Source organism: Devosia sp. 1635 (assembly GCF_013185955.1).
Lineage (GTDB): Bacteria > Pseudomonadota > Alphaproteobacteria > Rhizobiales > Devosiaceae > Devosia.
This window is the reverse complement of sequence record NZ_JABAOM010000005.1, coordinates 402869-420308: the sequence shown is the minus strand read 5'-3', so window position 1 is coordinate 420308 and position 17440 is coordinate 402869. Positions and strand designations below refer to the sequence as shown.

The following is a 17440-nucleotide window of genomic DNA, read 5'->3' as shown; positions in this document are numbered from 1 at the left end:
GATCTAGCGAACATCCACAAGCTTGGCTGCAATCAGGTCATCCAACATCAGATCGACATCCCCGGCACAGCTCGCCGCATCGACGTCGTATTCGGCCTGCACCGCCTGGATCAGTTCAGCCTTGCTTTGCGGCGCCTGCAACCGGCGCCACAGCAGCGCTCCCACGCCGTTGAGCGTGAAATATTCGTTGGCTCTCAGATCCAGCAGCGCAAGGCCGTCGCCGAGTGCCGTGGTCAGCACAGCATCGCCGTTAACGGCACGGAAGGTCAGGGTGCCGCTGGTGGCCTGGTTCAGCTCTTGGGTCAAACCCCGCTCCTGCCAAGAGGAATGTTCGCTGCCGAATGCGACGACCCAGCAGCGAATACGCGTTTACGAGAAGGTAAGGTCGCCAAAAGGGGTGCCTGTGGGAAAAGTCGCGTCCAGGGCGCTACCCGTAGATGCACCCTTGGTCACGGCTTCTACAGACCCGTGGCGGACCAGCCGCGGCGCAGTATAAGTGAGTTTCGTCATGTCAATCTCCAGCCAGAACAGTTGAACTTTGTGCGCTTGCTGCAACACAACTGATCCTGCTCATTTGGGTCACAACAAGTCAACGCGTCATTAACTACTAGGTAGAGACACGTATATGGAAGATTGGCGTTGATTCGAGTTCTCTCGCGGGCAAACAACAGTTATCTACTTGCTGTCAGCTATCCAGCGGGGCCCGCCAATTCGCGCCGAGCTACAAACCGTGGTCCACGCGCTGCGCCAGCACTTTGCCCCTGGCGCACCAGATGGTCCCGCGCCCGGTTATGCCGGCGATTGCAGCGGAGTCTTGCGCATCGCCATCGCCAACAAGATCCTGCTTTACATCAGCGAGCCGCTCCGCCACCGATTGAGCCCGAGCGAGCAGGCCGCCGTTGCCGCCTATAAGTTCAGAACCTTCCAGATCAACTCGACGCTGCTACGCGAAAGCCTGGCAGTTTTTGCCACGCTCAAAGCCGTTCAGACTCCGTTCATCTACATGAAGGGACCGCTGCAACAGCGCTTGGTTCACGGTGACTTTTTCACCCGCCCGGTTGCGGATATCGACGTGCTGCTCCCCCGCCGCCATCATCGCGCCGCGGTCAAGTCATTGGCAGCATTAAACTATAGATCAGCTTCTACCTCGCTCTGGTGGCGCCTGTTCCTTGGCGAAGAGCATCTGGTCAAGATCGGAGCCTTTCCCACCACCATCGACCTGCACTACCGCCTCCAACAACCCGGCTCCCCCGCCCCTCGACGCGCCGGTCAATATCTTGAAATGTTTGATCAAATCGAGTTCTCAGGAACGCAGCTCCCCTGCCTTTCTCGGCACAAGATTCCTCTGATCTCAGCCATCAGCATCGCCAAGGGGCTTTACAACCGCGAAGCCACCGCCGCCCATGTCTGCGATCTTTTCGTGCTGTTGCAGGACGATCTCACCACCCCAGACCGGTTCCTCGCCACGGCCGCCGACCAGGGTCTCGGCGGCACGGCGCTCCTAGCGCTACGCGCCGTAACCGCGCTTTTTGGCACTGATAATCAACTACTTGACCGAGGACCACCCGTCCTGGCGAACATCTCCGACGAGACGCTGACCCGCATGATCCTTACCCCGGATGACCCTGAGCTGGTCTGGCCCATGCGCCGGGACGTGCTGTGGGAGCTGTGCCTCGGTCAGCGGACGCAATACGCCAAGGAGGTGGCCAGGGCCCTCGCATCGGAAGCGGCATTGCGCCTGTTTGAAGGTCGGCGCCTGCCGGAGCAGAACTAACGCTTTGGCAGCATTAGCCAAAGCGGCCTACGCTTTACCCCGCGCTGGCTCACGGTAATAGTTCTTGAAGGTGCTGAGATACCGTTCCGACCCATCGGGCGCACTGAAGCCGGGTAGATCTGCAAAGTTGACCTTGTTGAGCAGCGCGCCCTGAATATGGGCGGCCAGCACCGGGTCCTTCTCGAGCAACGAACGCACCAGTCGGCGCGGGGTCTTACCCCACTGCACCACCAGCAGGAAGGCATCGGTCCAGGGCAGGACGACGTTGGCGTCAACCACCGGCGCCAAGGGCGGCAGGTCGATGACCACATAATCAAACTCCCGCCGTAGCTCACTTATGAGTTCCTGCATGGCGGTTGAACCCAAGAAATCCCGGTTCTTGGCATTAGCACCGACGCCCCCTGCTGGAAGCACTGTCAGGCCAGTTGCGTCCTCGATGCAGGTCAGACTACGCCAGTCCGCGCCTTCAGCGATCTGGAGCAAGCCTGGACGTGCTCCTGGCGCGAGGAGCCTGCTCGCGCCCTGATGCCGAAGGTCGGCATCCAGCAGCACGACCCGCGAGCCTCCGGCAGAGAGCATTTCGGCAAAGGCGATCGCGACAGTGGTCTTGCCTTCGCCCGGGAGCGCCGAAACGATGCCGACGACCTGATTACCGTTGCTGTTCGGGGCTGCCGCATCCAGCGCCAGCTTGCCCGAACGCAGAGTTTCGGCAAAAGCGGAAGTAGGTGCGGACGGCTTCTGGCGGAGGATCAATTGGTGAGCGGTGCGGTAAACAGAGGCCTCCCTGAACCTGGTGCCCGCCTGGCGCTCACCTGCCTTGCTGCGCCGCCCACGCAGACAGGGCAGATAGCCAACAAACCGTAGCCCGAGTTCGCTGGTGATTTGTTCGCCGATGCGGAAGGAGCGGTCTCGGATTTCGCGCAGAAAGGCGAGCAGCGCGCCGATGAACAGGCCCCCCATGGTCGCGCCGATCAGCGAGAACAGCAGGTTGGGACTGGAGGCAGCCAATGGCACTTCGGCAGGGCTGATGATGCGGGCCGTCGGGATCGGAAATGACTGGCGCTGCAGGAGTTCTTCGTAGCGGGACAGGAAAGAATTATACAGGAGATTGAGGGCTTCTGCGCGTTGCTGCAATTCGTTGAGCTGCACGCGGTCCTGGTTGGACTGCGAAGCCAGCGCGCTTTCCGCCGCCAGATTGTTGCGCAGCTCCGCCTCGCGTCGTTCGGCAACCGCGACCTGGTCACGATAATAGTCGAGCCTGTCACGCAGCCGATTGAAAATCTCATTCCTCACGGAACGGAGCTCAGTCTCGAGGGCAGCGATCTGGGGATGATCGAGTCCGAAATTGCTGGTGATCTCGGCGATCCGGGCCGTGATGGTGTTCTGGCGGCTGAGCAGCTCTGCGACATTGCCAGCATCAAGGCTGCCGTCGGATAGCACTCGCGACTGGCCGGCCAGCCCTTCAGGACCACCTGCCAGAGTTACTTGCAGTTGCTCTGCCTGGGCCCGCATCTGCGCCGTATTGGCTTGGGCCAAGACCAGTTGTTGGGTTAGCGTTTCGGAGCGCTGGGTGACGAGATTGTCGCTATCGGCAAGGGAAAGGTCGGCGCTCCGACGAAACTCCTCGACGGCACGGCTGGCTTCTTGCTGGCTGACGCTCAGCTCGGTCAAGCGTTGCTGCAGCCAGTCCGCCGCGGTCCGTGATGCATCGAGATTGGTGTTGAGCTGGTCCTGCACGAAAGCGTCCGCATAAGCAGAGGCAATCCGATGGGCAAGCTCCGGGTCTGGCGAGCGATAGCCCAGGCTGATCACATAGCTGCGGCCGACCCGCTCCACGAGAACGTTACGGCGCAGCAGCCCGGCAACCATGTCGTCGGGGAGTTCAGTCAGGCGCTCCGGCTCCACTGGCGGCCGGTTCAGCAGCATTCCGACGAGATCGCCGATCATGCCGCGCACGCGGCCGGTAAATGAAGGCGGCGGGTTGAGGAAGGTCTGGTCCGAACCGAGGTTTTCGCCACGCGCGACTTCGCCCGCAAGCCTGGTGGATCGCAGGACCTCAAGTTGATTGAGGATGTCAGTCTCGCCACCCGCCAGCGAGGATGTGCTCTCTTCGTCATTGATCACGGCGCCCACCCGGGGGTCGATCATGATCTGGCTGACCGAAACATAGCTGCGCGGCGCGAGCATGAGGTAACCAACGCCAAAGCAGGCGCCAAGCAGTGCTGCGGCGAGCACAACCGGCATTTGACGGCGGAGCGCCATCAAGATCTTGCCAATATCGATGAAGCGAATATCGGATGAGAGCTCATCGTCGAGCTCAGGGCGCCGCACGGTATTGACCAGTTCGAGATTGCGGTGGCGGGCGGAGCCGGCAGACCAATGGCTGCTGGATTGGGTGTCCTTCAATATGGCCGGCTCCTGCATCTGCAACCTTCAGCAGGACTGTTGTAACGCCAATGATGAACGCGGTCTTTGGCGGCAGAATTGTGAAGACTACTTAGGCGAGGCTCACGCCGAAGGGCTGCGGTTCAGGCAACTGCCAAACTGAACTGCAGGCGGGCGAGGTCGGCATATGGCCCATCGCGGCCCATCAGTTCGTCATGCGAGCCCTGGTCGACGATCCGGCCCCGGCTGATCACCAGGATGGTATCGGCTGTGCGGATAGTGGCGAGGCGGTGAGCAATCACCAGGGTGGTGCGCCCACTGCGCAGCCGGGAAATGGCCGTCTGCACCAGCCGCTCACTGTTGGAGTCGAGGGCGCTGGTGGCTTCGTCGAGCAGCAGGATCGGCGCGTTTTTCAGCACGGCGCGGGCGATGGCCAGGCGCTGGCGCTGCCCGCCTGATAAGGTCACGCCCCGCTCGCCAACTGGGGTGTCATAGCCCAGCGGCATCGCGGCGATGAATTCGTGCGCCAGCGCCATCTCGCAAGCAGCAACCACCGCATCCCGGCTGGCTTGCGTGTCGCCGAAGCGGATGTTGTCCTCGACGGTGCCGGAGAAGATCGTGGGCTCTTGCTCCACCACCGCGATGCGGCGGCGCAGTTGATGCAGGTCCGCATGCCGCACATCCACGCCGTCGACGAGGATCGCGCCGATCTCGACGTCATAAAATCGCTGCAGGAGCGAAAAGATGGTGGACTTGCCCGCCCCGGAGGATCCCACCAGGGCGATGGTTTGGCCGCTCTTGGCCTCAAAGCTCAGGCGGTCAAGCACAGGTTCCGGATCGTCTCGCTGGAAGCGAAAAGTGACGTTGCGGAACGCGATGACCCCCGTGCCTTCTGCGGGCAAGGCCTCGGGCGCTGCGGGGGTGGCGATTGTTGCGGGGGTGCTCAGGATTTCCACAACGCGCTCGGTTGAACCGGCGACCACATGGAGCGACCCGGCCACCTCCGATAGGGTGGCGAGCGCCCCTGCCCCCATCCAGGCATAAAGCAGGAATTGAGTCAGTTCTCCTGTGCTGGCCAGCCCATGGAAGACCGCCTGGGCGCCCCACCAGATCACGAAGATCATCGCGGTACTCGACAGCAGCATCAGCAGCGACATCATCAGCGCGCGCGACTTGAGCCGTCCGATTTCGGAGCGAAAACTGCCCTCCCCGATTGCCTGATAACGGCCAACCTCCTGACGCTCGCGGGTAAAGGATTTCACCGTGCGCGTGGCACTCAGCACTTCGGTGGAGCGGGCCGCAAGATCAGCTAGCGCGTCCTGGCTGCGCCGAGACATGCTGCGCAAGCGGCGCGCCATGAGCAGCAGCGGCAGCATGATTAACGGCGCCGCCAGGACCACTGCGACTGTGAGGAACACATTGGTTGTCAGCATGAACAGGAACGCCCCGGCCATGGTGACCAGAGCCCGCAGCGCGGTTGACGCTGTGGCGGTGATTGCGGCCTTGATGGTCGACACATCGCCATTAAGGCGAGATGCGAGATCACCCACGCGGTGGCGATCGAAGAAGGCGGGATCGAGGCTCAGGAGGTGGGCGAACACGGACAAACGGATATCGGCGACGATGCGCTCGCCGATATAGGCTATGTGATAAAAGCGAATGCCATTGGCAAGGGCGGCGGCAGCCCCGAATAGTCCGATGATCCAGGCATGGTGGCCCACCGTACCTAGGTCCCTTGCCACAAAGCCGGTGTCGATCATACGCCCGAAAAACAGGGGGATGAACAAGGACGCCGACGTCGATAACACCAAGAACGTGAGCGTCAAGCAAAGCCGAACCCGGTAGCGCAGGAGATAAGGCAAAAGGTGACGGAGTGGCTGTAGCCGGGCCACGGCCGCTTTGCCGCCCCCTCCCCTTGCACCTTGCACCCACCAGCTTTTGAACATGGATCCGAGCCGACCTCTTGCTGAGCCACGGGACGGCCCGGCACATTGAGATGCGCGGCGTGGGAGAGGGTCAAGCCGGGGCAACTACTGCCTGCTGGAGACGGAGCGCGCCTCGAGCACGAGCGTGGCGTTCACCTTGCTTTAACCCTGCTTAGCCAGTCTGCCCGGACAGCATCTTGCAAGGAGCAAACTATGCACACTCAGATCAAGGACCGCGCTTACGCACTTTGGGAAGCGGCTGGCCGCCCAGAGGGTCAGGACCAGCGGTTCTGGTTTGCCGCAGCCGAGGAATTGGCGGGAGCAGCCATGTCCGCACCGAAATCCAAGTCACCAGCGGTAAAAAAGACGGGCACGGCCAAGCCGCGGGCAAAAAAGGCGGCTTGAGGCTTGACGCCGGCGATTGAATGCCGGCCGCCGTTTTTAGATCCAGTAGGGCGGCACCGCGTAATATTCGTAAAGCCGCAAGCCGTTGTCGGCGCTCCAATAAGCGTCATCGTCGCGGTCGTAGCGGGGCGCCCCTTCGAGCTGCTCGCGCGTGATATCCACGCGATAGCCACCCAGCGCTTCATCATAGTCGAGCTTGGACCAGGGCAGTGGGTAGTGCTCGTCGCCGATCCCGAGGAAGCCGCCGAATTTGAGCACGGCATAGCTGACCTTGCCGCTGCGCTTTTCAAGCATGAGCCGCTCGATCGAGCCAATATGCTCGCCGGATCGGTCGAACACCTTGGTGCCCTCGACCTTGTCTGAACCGATCAGGTCGTGCGTTTCCTTGACATAGACGTCCTGCCCGGAAGCTTGTTCATAAGCCATTACCCTGCTCCCTTGTTGCCGCTGGCAGGTACAACGTCTCCTGCATCGCCCCGTTCCGAGGGGCAAGGATGGAGGAACCGCCGCCGCTTCCCCGCATTGCTTCTTGCAGACAAGGGCGAACTCGCCCGGGATCAAGGGAGAAAAGCTATGGCGACTGTTCCCAACAAGCCGACGCGCACCGTGGCAGAAGTGGACACGCTAATTGATGAGAATGGCTCGCCCATCGTGGTGCCGGAGGACTCGGCGCTGAAAGTCGCGGCGGGGGACGAAGCGAGCGTCGGCGCTACTGGGCCCACTAATTGGTGGCTTTATGGGCTGATCGGGCTTGCCGTGGTGATTGCGATGCTGCTGCTGATGCAGTTGTTCAATGGGGCGCCTGGAACCGACGTGCAGCCGGGCTCGCCAGTGTCCGAGCCGGTGGTGGAACCCGTGGCGCCAACGCCATAGAATGGGGGCAAGCGCGGCTGGCCGCGCTCGCCGCCCTATCAGATCAGCGGTTGATCGGGGAAATCTGGATCTCTACGCGACGGTTCTGGGCGCGGCCGGATTCGGTGGCGTTGGAGGCGATCGGGCTGGTTTCTCCCTTGCCTTCAATGAAGAAGCGCCGCTGGTCGATGCCCTGATTGGCCAGGATGGTGGCAACCGCTACGGCACGGCGCTGCGACAGGCTTAGATTGTAGTTGTCGTCACCCTGCGAGTCCGTGTGGCCATAGACGTCGACGATGGTCTGGTCGAACTTCTTGAGCACCAGCGCGACAGAAACCAGGGTCTGGTTGAACTGGGGCTGCACGCTCGCCTGGTCGGTGGCGAAGGTGATGTTGGAAGGCATGTTGAGGATGATCTGCTGGCCAACGCGGGTCACCGACACGCCAGTGCCCTGCAATTGGGCGCGCAGTTCGGCTTCCTGGTCGTCCATGTAATCGCCAATGGCAGCGCCGGCGAGACCGCCCACGCCGGCGCCGATCAGGGCGCCCACGCGTGGGTCCCCGCCCACGGCAGCGCCGACAAGAGCGCCGGTGATGGCGCCACCGCCCGTGCCCAGAAGGGCGCCGCCGGCGGTGTTGGAGAGCTGGGATTCGCCAGTATATGGATTGATGCTGGAGCAGGCGCTGAGCGCCAGGGCGGCAAGGCCGGCAACGAGTAGCTTGGACTTCATCGAGTCACCCCTGATGGATTTGGCCGTCGGTGCGCCCTGATTATGTCATCATGGTGAACGGGTAATGAACGAAAGCTGTCAGGTGTTGGCCCAGCCGCCATCGACGAGGAATTGTTGCGCCGAGATCATGGCGCTGTCCTCGCTGGCGAGAAACAAAACCATGCGAGCGATGTCTTCGGGATACACCCGGCCGGCAAGGGCCTGGCTGGCATCGATCAGTTGTTCGGCCGCCGGGTCGATCCAGTGGGTGAGCTGGCGCTCGGTCATCACCCAGCCGGGCACAACGGTATTGACGCGGATGCCGGACTTACCCAATTCGCGCGCCATGGCGCGGGTGAGGCCATGGGTGGCGGCCTTGGCGGTTTCGTAGACCGGAATGTTGGGCGACATGATCATCCAGCTGATCGAGCCGGTGTTGATGATCGAGCCGCGCCCCGCCGCCTGCATGCCGGGGGCGACGGCCTGGATGGCAAAGAAGCTGTGCTTGAGATTGACCCCCATCCGATCGTCCCAATATTGCGGGGTCACTTCGCTCCAGTTGTGACGCTGATCATGGGCGGCGTTGTTGACCAGCACCAGGGCATCCCCATGGGCTTCGGCAAAGCCCGCAATGACGGCTTGGTAGGCAGCGGTATCGGTGACGTCGCAAGGGGTGAAGCGCACCTGATGGCCGGCCGCCACGAGTTCGGCAGCAAGGCTGTCGCCGACGGTTTGTGCAATGTCGACAAAGCCGACTTTGGCGCCTTGGGCGGCAAAACTGCGCACGAGGCATTCGCCGATGCCCGAGGCACCGCCAGAGATCACGACGGGAGTGCCGGCTAGGCTTGGATAACGGCTATATTCAGTCAAGGCTGGTATGGCTTTCTGCAGGAATTGGGGCCGGGTGAATTGAGCGGACCTCGGTGGTCTCGAGAAGCGTCACGATATCATCAACCCGGTCGATATAGCGCTGCTCCATGGCGAAGTTCAGCGTGATATATTGGCGATTGGGCACAAAGGTGCAGAGATTGGCGCTCGGGTGGAACGAGCCGACATAAACGGGCTCCACCAGATCACGAGTCATGTTGCCATACATGCGGTGCGGCGGCACCAAGGTCAGCACCACGTCGGTGGTGCGGCTGAAGCGAAAGAACTTGTCGCCATAAAGAAAGGGCAGCAGGCGAGAAATGCGCCGATGCAGCGCGAACATGCCCATCAGGATGAATTGGTAGGTCGTTGTATCGCGCGCTTCGATTTCACTCAGGGTCGCATCGATCCCACGGACATAGTCGATGAAATCAGGTTTTACGGCAAAGCCGGCCATGAGGGCGCGGACGCGGAACTGGTCGTCATCGACCTCGCTGCGCTCGGAGTTGTCCAGCATGGTATAGGCGGCGGTGATGACCTTGGCCTCGGGACCCTTTTCGGCGACATTGAGGGCCTGGGTGATCAGCCCGAACATCAGCGCCCGCTGGCGTACGCCGATGCGGTTGGCAAGGGCGCGGATGCGGCTACGGGTGATAGCCAATGAGCGGAACTGGATGTTCTTGACCGGCACATCGCTCTTGTTGGCGTAATAAAGCTGCAGCGTGGCACCCATCACCGAACCCACGGCCAGACCCATCCGGCGCTTGAAGGGCAGCTTCTGCTTTGGCTTGGCCGCTTCGGGGGTGCGGGCAATGGATTGGGAACGCGTCAACAGGGACGAATCATGTCCCTCCAGCAGCGCATGGCTCGATCGCACCAGGACCATGGAAGCATGGCCCTGCCCATCAGGGCCCCCGCGCAACGTGGCAGCATAAACGCGAAACAGCGGCAGGTCCTGCCGCTCGAAAATGTCGAGCCCCTTGCCCAGCCATTTGTCGGGATAGCCTTCGAAGCTGTCGACCTCGATCACCGAAGTAATGGCGTCCAACAGGTGCTGGGGAAAAGGCTGGCCGGGCAAGGCACCCTTGAAGCCATGGGTCAGTTGGGGTGCCAGAGACACCATTTCGGCAACAAAGTTGGCCAGGCTTTCCCTGGTGAACGCCGTTTTCGAGTAGGCCGTGAAATAAACAGTGTTCTTGGAGTTGTATAAGAACCACTGGAAATTGGTGAACAGCGCCTGCGGATCCTTGCGCACCGCGGCCGCTGCCCAATCGAGCATTGCCGGGCCTTTGCCGGCGGCGCTCGTTTCTGGAAAGTCGCTCACCCCTGTTCCCCCCAATACCCGTTCGGGTGCTGTTGCTGTTGTTGTAAACGCTCGCAAGGCAGGCTTCAACTGCACTGCTGTTGCGCAGTTAACCCCCGATAAGTTGTCGGGATTATTGGGGGACCAAGCTCATATTTGGTCAAGCAAAGTGCGCTGGTGCATTGGCAGATGGACCGCGCTTAGTTTAGAATAGGTCTTATCTTGGCACCCGGACTCGTGGCGTTGGAACGAGTTAGCGGTCGGGTGCGCGTCGAATTGGCTCATACCCATGGTCGCGGCGTGCTCCTAAATCTATCGGGCAGCAGCGGATCGGCCTGCCGGCATCAATGCAGAAGGACAGTGGGATGGACTATCGCGGAATCTTCGAAGATGCGGTGGACTCGTTGCGAGCGGAAAAGCGCTACCGAGTGTTTGCCGATCTGGAGCGGATTGCCGGACGCTTTCCCAAGGCGATCTTTCGCGATGAAGCCGACAATGCGCGTGAAATCACCATCTGGTGCTCCAATGACTATCTGGGCATGGGCCAGCATGAGGCCGTGATCGGCGCCATGCAGGAAACTGCGGGTCGGCTCGGGGTCGGCGCCGGCGGCACGCGCAATATTTCGGGCACCAACCGGCCGCTGGTCGAGCTTGAGCGTTCGCTCGCCGACCTGCACCGCAAGGAAGGCGCGCTGGTCTTTACCTCGGGCTTTGTGTCCAACGAAGCAGCGATCTCCACCATTGCCCGGCTCCTGCCCGATTGCGTGATCTTTTCGGACCAGCTCAACCATGCCTCGATGATCCAGGGCGTGCGCCAGTCGGGGATGCAAAAGCACATCTTCCGGCACAATGATGTGGCTCACTTGCGCGAATTGCTGGCCGCGACCGACCGCAAGCGCCCCAAGCTCATTTGCTTTGAGTCGGTTTATTCGATGGATGGCGACATCGCGCCGATCGAGGCGATCTGCGATCTGGCCGAGGAATTCGGCGCGCTGACCTATATCGATGAAGTGCATGCCGTCGGCATGTATGGCGCGCGCGGCGGCGGCATTGCCGAGCGCGACGGGCTGATGGACCGGATCGACATCATCGAGGGCACCCTGGCCAAGGGCTTTGGCGTGATGGGTGGCTATATCGCCGCCAACAAGTCGATCATCGATGCGGTGCGCTCCTATGCACCCGAATTCATCTTCACCACCGCCCTGCCCCCAGCCCTTTGCGCCGCAGCGCGGGCATCCATCGAGCACCTCAAGGCATCCCAGACCGAGCGCGCCATGCAGCAGCGCCAGGCGCGGCTGCTCAAGGCAATGCTCAGCGATGCGGGCCTGCCGGTGATGGAAACCGAAACCCATATCGTGCCGGTGATGGTGGGCGATGCACGCCAGTGCAAGGCGGCCAGCGACATGCTGCTCGACAAACATAATATCTATATCCAGCCCATCAACTACCCCACCGTCCCCAAAGGGACCGAGCGGCTGCGGATCACCCCGACCCCGCTCCATACCGACGAGATGATCTTTGCACTGCGCCACGCGCTGGTCAGCGTCTGGACAAGCCTCGAGCTACCGCGCGAGCCGGCCGATGCCGCCATCACGGCGAGCAAGCTAACCTCGGGCAATCTAACGCTGCCGACCAGCGGCGGCTAAGGGGCCCAAGCGTATCCAGGCAATCTTTGATAACGTGCCCCGGCGACCGCGCCGGGGCATTGTCGTTTAAAGCCGACTACAAGGCGGGTCCTTGTGACAGCCGGCAGCGCTCCCCAAGTGAGGGGGCCTCGAGCTGGAGCACCCATCATGAAAATCGGCATTATCGGCATTGGCCATATCGGCAGCACGCTGGCGCGCAAGCTTGCCCAAAATGGCCACGAGGTTCGGGTGGCAAACTCAAAAGGTGCGGACGCGGTGAAGGCATTCGCCGACGAGATTGGCGCCATTGCCGCCGATGCAGCTGGGGCTGTTGCCGACGCTGAGGTGGTGATCCTTTCGGTCCCCTTTCCGGCCGTAACCAAGCTTGCCGCAGAGATTGCGGGCGTGCCTGCCTCGGTGCCGGTGATCGACACCGGCAACTACTATCCTGACATGCGTGACCCTCACATTGCGGCGATCGACAACGGCATGACGGAAAGCGTTTGGGTTTCCCAACAGCTTGGGCGGCCGGTGATCAAGGCGTTCAACAACATCCTGGCGGATTCATTGAAAGATCTGGGTCGGCCACGGGGGGCACCCGACAGGCTGGCGATAGCCGTGGCCGGCGACGACGATGCCCAAAAGCGCATCGCCATGAGCATTGTGGACGAAGTGGGCTTTGATCCGGTCGATGCCGGCTCACTTGACGATAGCTGGCGGCAGCAGCCGTCCACCCCTGCTTATTGCTGTGACTGGAATGCAGAAGAGACCATCCGCGCATTGGCGGCCGCCAAACAGGGTGCCGCAACGGCCAAGCGCGACCGGCTGCCGGAACAATTTGCCAAGCTGGGCGCCAACCCCACCCATGCGCAAGTCATTGCGGCCAACCGGGAGGCCAACGCTCCATGATCAGGGCCGCAACGAAGGCCTGGTCCCCATTGTGGCAAAGGCTGATGGCGCTGGTGCCCTCACGAATAAGCCAGGACCGGAACCCCGGCTCTCCATTGCTGTTGACCCCGCAACAGCAGAAATGGAGAACGATATGCGTTTGCCCATCGCCCTTGTTGCAGCATTGATCGCAGCGGCTCCTGCCTCGGCCCAGGAAGCTGGCACCACAACAGCGCTGGAAATCAACCCGCAGTCTTATACCGGCCTTTGGTACGAGATTGCGCGCACGCCCACGCCCTACCAGGAGGACTGCGAGGGCGGGGTGACGGCCACCTATAGTCTGCTTGATGAAACCAGCGTCGAGGTAATCAACCGCTGCGATCGTGCTTCAGGCGATGAGCAGGGCGTGGTTGGTACGGCTGAAGTGGTCAATGGCAACTTCAACACGTTCTCGGTGGAGTTTGGCGAAGATAGCGGCGCTCCAGGCGTCAACTATGTCGTGGCGGCAGTTGGCGAGGAAGACGGCGGGCAATATCCCTGGGCGGCGGTTTATTCGCCAGAGGGCAATACCGGCTGGATCCTGGCGCGCGAGCCCGAATTGAGTGCGAAAGAGCGCAAGGAAGCTGAGGCAGCCTTAAGCGAGGTCGGCGTAGACCTGGCGCAGCTTTCGGACACCGCTCAGCCACCCCAAAGCTATGATCCCGCAGCCGAATAAGTTCGCCCCGGGGCGTCAAAAACCCTCATCGTGGTGGGTTCGCTCACCATTGCCCGGCGGGGGATAGGATGTCCCACGAGGCGGATTGTGGTCCGCTCCACGCCCCGGCCATGGAGCGGGACGTCACGCTCCGCCTTAAGGGCCGCCTTAAGCAAAATTGCTAGCTTAGCTCGTGAGCACGATGCGCATGAGGTCGGCCGTGTTGCGAGCGCCCAGCTTCTCCATCACGCGAGCGCGATGCACTTCGATGGTGCGCGGCGAAATTCCGAGCTGGCGGCCGGCTTCCTTGTTGGAGCGGCCATTGGAAATCAGCTGCAGCACTTCGCGCTCGCGCGGCGTCAGCTGGGAAAAGCCGCGCACTTCCACCGGGCGGCCCGACTGCTGGCCGCCGCCAAGATGAGCTTCGTGGCGCATGGCCGCCCGCACGGCACTAAGCAGATAATCGCTGTTGATGGGCTTGGTGACCACATCGGAGGCGCCAAGCTTCATTGCCGTGACAATGGCATCGACCTGCGAGGTTTGGGCGAGCATGAACACCGGCGTGCTGTGGCGTGCCGCCTTGATGCGCTGCAGCAGGCCCAGGCCGCTTTGGTCGCCGAGTTCGAAATTGAGCACCACGGCATCAGGACGCCGACGCTCCATGGCGGCGGCGAAATGGGTGGCGTCCAGCGAGAAAGTTGTTTGAAAACCTTCCAGCCGGAACAGCACGCTTAGTGCTTCGCACACGGCCGGGTCGGCATCAACAATATGGATCAGTCGGTCACGGTTCAAAAAGGAATGGTAATAAGGGTGTTCGCTCATCCTGCCTCGTCCTTGATAGGCTGCGTCGCACGATCGATGCTCTCCGACCTGAGGGCGACTTAATCTTAGCCTGAACTTTGGCCTTGACTGAAGATGCTGCTCGGTCATCACCCGGGTAATTTGAACTAAGTGTAGATGCAGTCCGATAAGGGGAACACGTAGGAGGAACTACCTAGGCCAATATAGGTATATCGGCCTAGATTAGGTCAAGTCAATGGTTTTTATTCCTATTTTTCCGTCGGCTGGACCGGGCTTTGCCGCAGCGCGTCTCGGATTTCGGTGAGCAGAACTTCTTGCCGGGTCGGCTCGGCCGGGCCGGGGTCGGTAGCCTCCTCCCGCTTGAGGCGGTTGATCACCTTGACCACGAGAAACAGCGCGAAAGCGATGATGAGGAACTTGACCACGGCATTGATGAAGAGGCCGATATTGAGGGTTGCAACTCCAGCGGCGCGGGCAGCTTCAATTGAGGGAACAGGAACGCCGTCGGGATTGGAAAGAACAATAAACAAATTGGAGAAATCGATGCCGCCGATCAACAATCCGATGATCGGCATAAAGATGTCATCAACTATAGACGAGACAATAGCCCCGAAAGCGGCGCCGATGATCACACCGACGGCGAGATCGATCATATTACCCCGCATAGCGAATTCGCGAAATTCCTTGAGCATTTGAGTATCCTCTTGGCTGATCGAGCGCATCATTCATCCTCCAAGCAGCCGGGCAAAGCAATGGGCCAAGAGTTGAGCTTGCGAGGCAGACCGCGGAGGTCGATAGTCCAGCCGGTCACCAGGATTTTCAGATGCAATCGAGCCTTTTCACCGCTGAAGCGAGCCTCAGACAGGCGCTGGATTTCGTGCCCCAGGGCATTGCGGTGTTCAACAATGCGTTGCGGCTGGTGTTTTCCAACCAGCGCTACAGCACGCTTTTGATGCTGCCCGAGGAGTTGATGCGACCGGGCACGCCATTGTTCGACCTCGCGATCTGGCAGGGTGATCGGGGGGATTTCGGGCCGGGGGACGCCGCGCGCCTCGCCATCGAGCGCATCAATGCATTGACGGCAGCACCCACGACGGTGAGCCAGCGCACCGGGATCGGCGGGCAGATGCTGGAGTTCCAGTCGAGCCGCCTGCCCGATGGGGGTCTCGTGATCAGCGTGGCCGATGTGACGGCGCGCGAGGACACCGAAGGTTCGCTCGAGCGCATGAACCAGTCGCTGGAAGCCCGGGTGGAGGAGCGCACGGCGGCGCTGACGCGGGTCAATGCCGAACTCGAAATTGCCCGCGCCAAAGCGGATGCGGCCAATCACGACAAGACGCGGTTCCTGGCCGCCGCGAGCCACGATCTGTTGCAGCCGCTCAATGCGGCGCGGCTTTATACCGCCACGCTGATGGAGCGCGCCAAGCTGACCGGGCTGGCCGATCTCGCCAACTCGATCGAGGCATCGCTGACGGCGGTGGAAGACATCATGGGGGCGCTGCTCGATATTTCACGGATCGATAGCGGCGTGCTGCGGCCAGCGCCCATGCCGGTGAACGGCAATGATCTGCTCAAGCGGCTCGAGGTCGAGTTCGGGCCGATGGCGCGGGAGCGCTCGATTTCGCTGCGTATCCTGCCCACCAAGAGCGCGGTGCTGGTGGATCGCACGCTGGTGGGGCGCATTGTGCAGAACCTCGTTTCCAACGCGATCAAATATACCCCGCCGGGCGGCAAGGTGCTGGTGGGGTTGCGGCGGCGGGGGCAAAGAATGCGGCTCGATGTGGTGGATACCGGGATCGGCTTTGCCCGGGATCAGCACCGGCTGGTGTTTGCCGAGTTCTCGCGGCTGGAACGCGGCGCGCGCATGGCGCAGGGGTTGGGGCTGGGATTATCAATCGTGCAGAGGCTGGTGGCGGCCATGGGCTTGACGCTGGAGCTGGATAGCCAGATCGGGCGCGGCTCGCGCTTTTCGCTGTTTTTGCCCACCGCAAGGGCAGTGACGCCGGCCAAGGGCAATGACCTGGCGCCGGCGGAACCCGCCTTTGGCGTGCTCAACCTCAAAGTGCTATGCGTCGACAACGAGCGCTCGATCCTTGAGGCGATGGAGGGCCTGCTCACCCATTGGGGCTGCGATGTGCGCTCGGCCTTGTCGCTCAAGCAGATCGACCGGGAGCGGCTGCTGGAAGGGTGGTATCCCGACCTGGTGCTGATGGATTACCATCTGGACCAGACTTCGGGGCTCGATGCCATCGAGTGGCTGCGCCACAATCTGGGCGGGCACCTGCCGGCGGCGCTGGTAACTGCCGACCGGAGCCCGGCAGTGCGCACGCTGGCCGAGGAGCGCGGCGTGGCCGTCGTTACCAAGCCGGTCAAGCCCGCGGCCTTGCGCGCGGCGATCACGGGACTCGCCAGCCAGACCGGCCGGCCCGTCAAACGCACCGGCTGAGCGCTGCTTAGGCCTTTTCTGCGCCAGTGGCGAACAAGGCTTCGAACTGGCCGTCCTCGATCCGCGACGCGGCGATCACCGCCTGGGTGCGGCTGTCCACGTCCAGCTTTTGCAGGATGGCCGAAACATGGGCCTTCACCGTGGCTTCGGAAATGGAGAGTTCATAGGCGATCTGCTTGTTCATCAGCCCGTCGCTGAGCATCATCAACACGCGCACCTGCTGGGGTGTGAGGGTCGCGAGGCGCCGCATCAGGGCGGAGTTGGCGTCCTCCACTCCAAGGCTTACCCCTTCCGGCACGAACACTTCGCCCGACAAGACGGTTTCGATGGCGCGGCGGATTTCCGTGGGGCCCACCGACTTGTGCAGATAGCCCGCGGCCCCCAGCTCAAAGGCGCGGCGCACGACCACCGCGTCTTCCACGGCGGAAATGATCATCACGGGAATCTCGGGATATTGCGCCCGCAACAGCAGCAGGCCGGAAAAACCGCGAACACCGGGCATGTTGAGGTCAAGAAGCACGAGGTCGCAATCCCGATCGGCATCGAGCGCGGCGCTGAGGCTGGCAAGGTCACCCGCTTCCTCGACGCTGACCGTGGCATCTCCCCCGGACAGCGTCTGTCGCAATGCGGCGCGAAAAAGCGGGTGGTCATCAACAATGATGATGCGGCGGCGCGTCATGAATGGTGGTCCTCCTGGAGCTTGCCGGCAAGCACTCACCGGCACTTAGCCGCACCAGAGCTCGCCAGCATCGGCAAAATGCAACAA

Annotated in this window: 16 protein-coding genes and 1 pseudogene; 7 read left to right on the top strand and 10 right to left on the bottom strand. The window is 61.8% G+C overall.

Annotated elements, in window-relative coordinates; genetic code table 11:
* Positions 1 to 3: 3 nt before the first annotated feature.
* Positions 4 to 306: a PqqD family protein gene (locus HRU92_RS18245; RefSeq protein ID WP_172122477.1), complete on the bottom strand. Its 303-nt coding sequence runs from the start codon at positions 304 to 306 to the stop codon at positions 4 to 6.
* Between the two features lie 508 nt (positions 307 to 814).
* Here HRU92_RS18245 and HRU92_RS18235 point away from each other — a divergent pair.
* Entirely contained in the window at positions 815 to 1774 is a 960-nt protein-coding gene (locus HRU92_RS18235; protein ID WP_172122475.1) for a nucleotidyltransferase family protein, read from the top strand.
* A gap of 27 nt (positions 1775 to 1801) precedes the next feature.
* Here HRU92_RS18235 and HRU92_RS18230 read toward each other — a convergent pair whose 3' ends face one another.
* Together HRU92_RS18230 and HRU92_RS18225 are read right to left on the bottom strand one after the other, a co-directional pair.
* Positions 1802 to 4180 (bottom strand): Wzz/FepE/Etk N-terminal domain-containing protein, encoded by a 2379-nt coding sequence (locus tag HRU92_RS18230; RefSeq protein WP_172122474.1) that lies wholly within the window; start codon positions 4178 to 4180, stop codon positions 1802 to 1804.
* 122 nt (positions 4181 to 4302) lie between these two features.
* Positions 4303 to 5985 carry an ABC transporter transmembrane domain-containing protein gene (locus tag HRU92_RS18225; protein ID WP_248307220.1) on the bottom strand — a complete coding sequence of 561 codons (1683 nt, stop codon included), beginning with the start codon at positions 5983 to 5985 and terminating at the stop codon, positions 4303 to 4305.
* A 312-nt stretch (positions 5986 to 6297) separates the two neighbouring features.
* On the opposite strand from HRU92_RS18225, the pseudogene HRU92_RS20665 reads away from it, so the two are divergent.
* Positions 6298 to 6405, top strand: a pseudogene (locus HRU92_RS20665) (DUF2934 domain-containing protein); the annotation flags it as partial.
* A gap of 120 nt (positions 6406 to 6525) precedes the next feature.
* Here the strand turns inward: HRU92_RS20665 and HRU92_RS18215 are convergent.
* Entirely contained in the window at positions 6526 to 6915 is a 390-nt protein-coding gene (locus tag HRU92_RS18215) for a PRC-barrel domain-containing protein (RefSeq protein ID WP_172122471.1), read from the bottom strand.
* 147 nt (positions 6916 to 7062) lie between these two features.
* Between HRU92_RS18215 and HRU92_RS18210 the strand changes: the two genes are divergently transcribed.
* Positions 7063 to 7362, top strand: coding sequence for a hypothetical protein (locus HRU92_RS18210; protein ID WP_127752063.1), 300 nt, complete (start codon positions 7063 to 7065; stop codon positions 7360 to 7362).
* A 43-nt stretch (positions 7363 to 7405) separates the two neighbouring features.
* Here HRU92_RS18210 and HRU92_RS18205 read toward each other — a convergent pair whose 3' ends face one another.
* The 3 genes from HRU92_RS18205 to HRU92_RS18195 all read right to left on the bottom strand — a co-directional run bounded on the left by HRU92_RS18205 (position 7406) and on the right by HRU92_RS18195 (position 10241).
* On the bottom strand, positions 7406 to 8071 hold the full coding sequence (locus HRU92_RS18205) for an OmpA family protein (RefSeq protein WP_172122470.1): 666 nt from the start codon (positions 8069 to 8071) through the stop codon (positions 7406 to 7408).
* A 78-nt stretch (positions 8072 to 8149) separates the two neighbouring features.
* Positions 8150 to 8920, bottom strand: coding sequence for an SDR family oxidoreductase (locus HRU92_RS18200; protein WP_173088830.1), 771 nt, complete (start codon positions 8918 to 8920; stop codon positions 8150 to 8152).
* Positions 8913 to 10241 carry a hypothetical protein gene (locus tag HRU92_RS18195; protein WP_173088828.1) on the bottom strand — a complete coding sequence of 443 codons (1329 nt, stop codon included), beginning with the start codon at positions 10239 to 10241 and terminating at the stop codon, positions 8913 to 8915. The genes HRU92_RS18200 and HRU92_RS18195 overlap by 8 nt, the downstream gene beginning before the upstream one ends.
* Before the next feature lie 344 nt (positions 10242 to 10585).
* On the opposite strand from HRU92_RS18195, the gene hemA reads away from it, so the two are divergent.
* The 3 genes from hemA to HRU92_RS18180 all read left to right on the top strand — a co-directional run bounded on the left by hemA (position 10586) and on the right by HRU92_RS18180 (position 13448).
* Positions 10586 to 11866, top strand: a complete 1281-nt coding sequence (gene hemA, locus HRU92_RS18190) for a 5-aminolevulinate synthase (protein WP_127752059.1) — start codon at positions 10586 to 10588, stop codon at positions 11864 to 11866.
* A gap of 117 nt (positions 11867 to 11983) precedes the next feature.
* Positions 11984 to 12754: an NAD(P)-binding domain-containing protein gene (locus HRU92_RS18185; RefSeq protein WP_282567571.1), complete on the top strand. Its 771-nt coding sequence runs from the start codon at positions 11984 to 11986 to the stop codon at positions 12752 to 12754.
* 133 nt (positions 12755 to 12887) lie between these two features.
* The gene (locus HRU92_RS18180; RefSeq protein ID WP_173088826.1) at positions 12888 to 13448 is read left to right on the top strand and encodes a lipocalin family protein; all 561 of its coding nucleotides are present in this window, start codon (positions 12888 to 12890) and stop codon (positions 13446 to 13448) included.
* A gap of 165 nt (positions 13449 to 13613) precedes the next feature.
* Here HRU92_RS18180 and HRU92_RS18175 read toward each other — a convergent pair whose 3' ends face one another.
* Positions 13614 to 14249: a LuxR C-terminal-related transcriptional regulator gene (locus HRU92_RS18175; protein WP_172122466.1), complete on the bottom strand. Its 636-nt coding sequence runs from the start codon at positions 14247 to 14249 to the stop codon at positions 13614 to 13616.
* 227 nt (positions 14250 to 14476) lie between these two features.
* On the bottom strand, positions 14477 to 14920 hold the full coding sequence (gene mscL / locus HRU92_RS18170) for a large conductance mechanosensitive channel protein MscL (RefSeq protein ID WP_173088872.1): 444 nt from the start codon (positions 14918 to 14920) through the stop codon (positions 14477 to 14479).
* A gap of 131 nt (positions 14921 to 15051) precedes the next feature.
* Here mscL and HRU92_RS18165 point away from each other — a divergent pair, with 131 nt between their 5' ends.
* Positions 15052 to 16674 (top strand): PAS-domain containing protein, encoded by a 1623-nt coding sequence (locus tag HRU92_RS18165; RefSeq protein ID WP_127752055.1) that lies wholly within the window; start codon positions 15052 to 15054, stop codon positions 16672 to 16674.
* A gap of 7 nt (positions 16675 to 16681) precedes the next feature.
* On the opposite strand, the gene HRU92_RS18160 is transcribed toward HRU92_RS18165, so the two are convergent.
* On the bottom strand, positions 16682 to 17353 hold the full coding sequence (locus HRU92_RS18160) for a response regulator transcription factor (protein ID WP_127752054.1): 672 nt from the start codon (positions 17351 to 17353) through the stop codon (positions 16682 to 16684).
* Positions 17354 to 17440: the final 87 nt, after the last annotated feature.

Coding starts and splice junctions, on each gene's coding strand:
- hemA (WP_127752059.1), top strand. CDS start 10,586: ATGGACTATCGCGGAATCTTCGAAGATGCGGTGGACTCGTTGCGAGCG.
- HRU92_RS18175 (WP_172122466.1), bottom strand. CDS start 14,249: ATGAGCGAACACCCTTATTACCATTCCTTTTTGAACCGTGACCGACTG.
- HRU92_RS18210 (WP_127752063.1), top strand. CDS start 7,063: ATGGCGACTGTTCCCAACAAGCCGACGCGCACCGTGGCAGAAGTGGAC.
- mscL (WP_173088872.1), bottom strand. CDS start 14,920: ATGCTCAAGGAATTTCGCGAATTCGCTATGCGGGGTAATATGATCGAT.
- HRU92_RS18205 (WP_172122470.1), bottom strand. CDS start 8,071: ATGAAGTCCAAGCTACTCGTTGCCGGCCTTGCCGCCCTGGCGCTCAGC.
- HRU92_RS18215 (WP_172122471.1), bottom strand. CDS start 6,915: ATGGCTTATGAACAAGCTTCCGGGCAGGACGTCTATGTCAAGGAAACG.
- HRU92_RS18180 (WP_173088826.1), top strand. CDS start 12,888: ATGCGTTTGCCCATCGCCCTTGTTGCAGCATTGATCGCAGCGGCTCCT.
- HRU92_RS18160 (WP_127752054.1), bottom strand. CDS start 17,353: ATGACGCGCCGCCGCATCATCATTGTTGATGACCACCCGCTTTTTCGC.
- HRU92_RS18165 (WP_127752055.1), top strand. CDS start 15,052: ATGCAATCGAGCCTTTTCACCGCTGAAGCGAGCCTCAGACAGGCGCTG.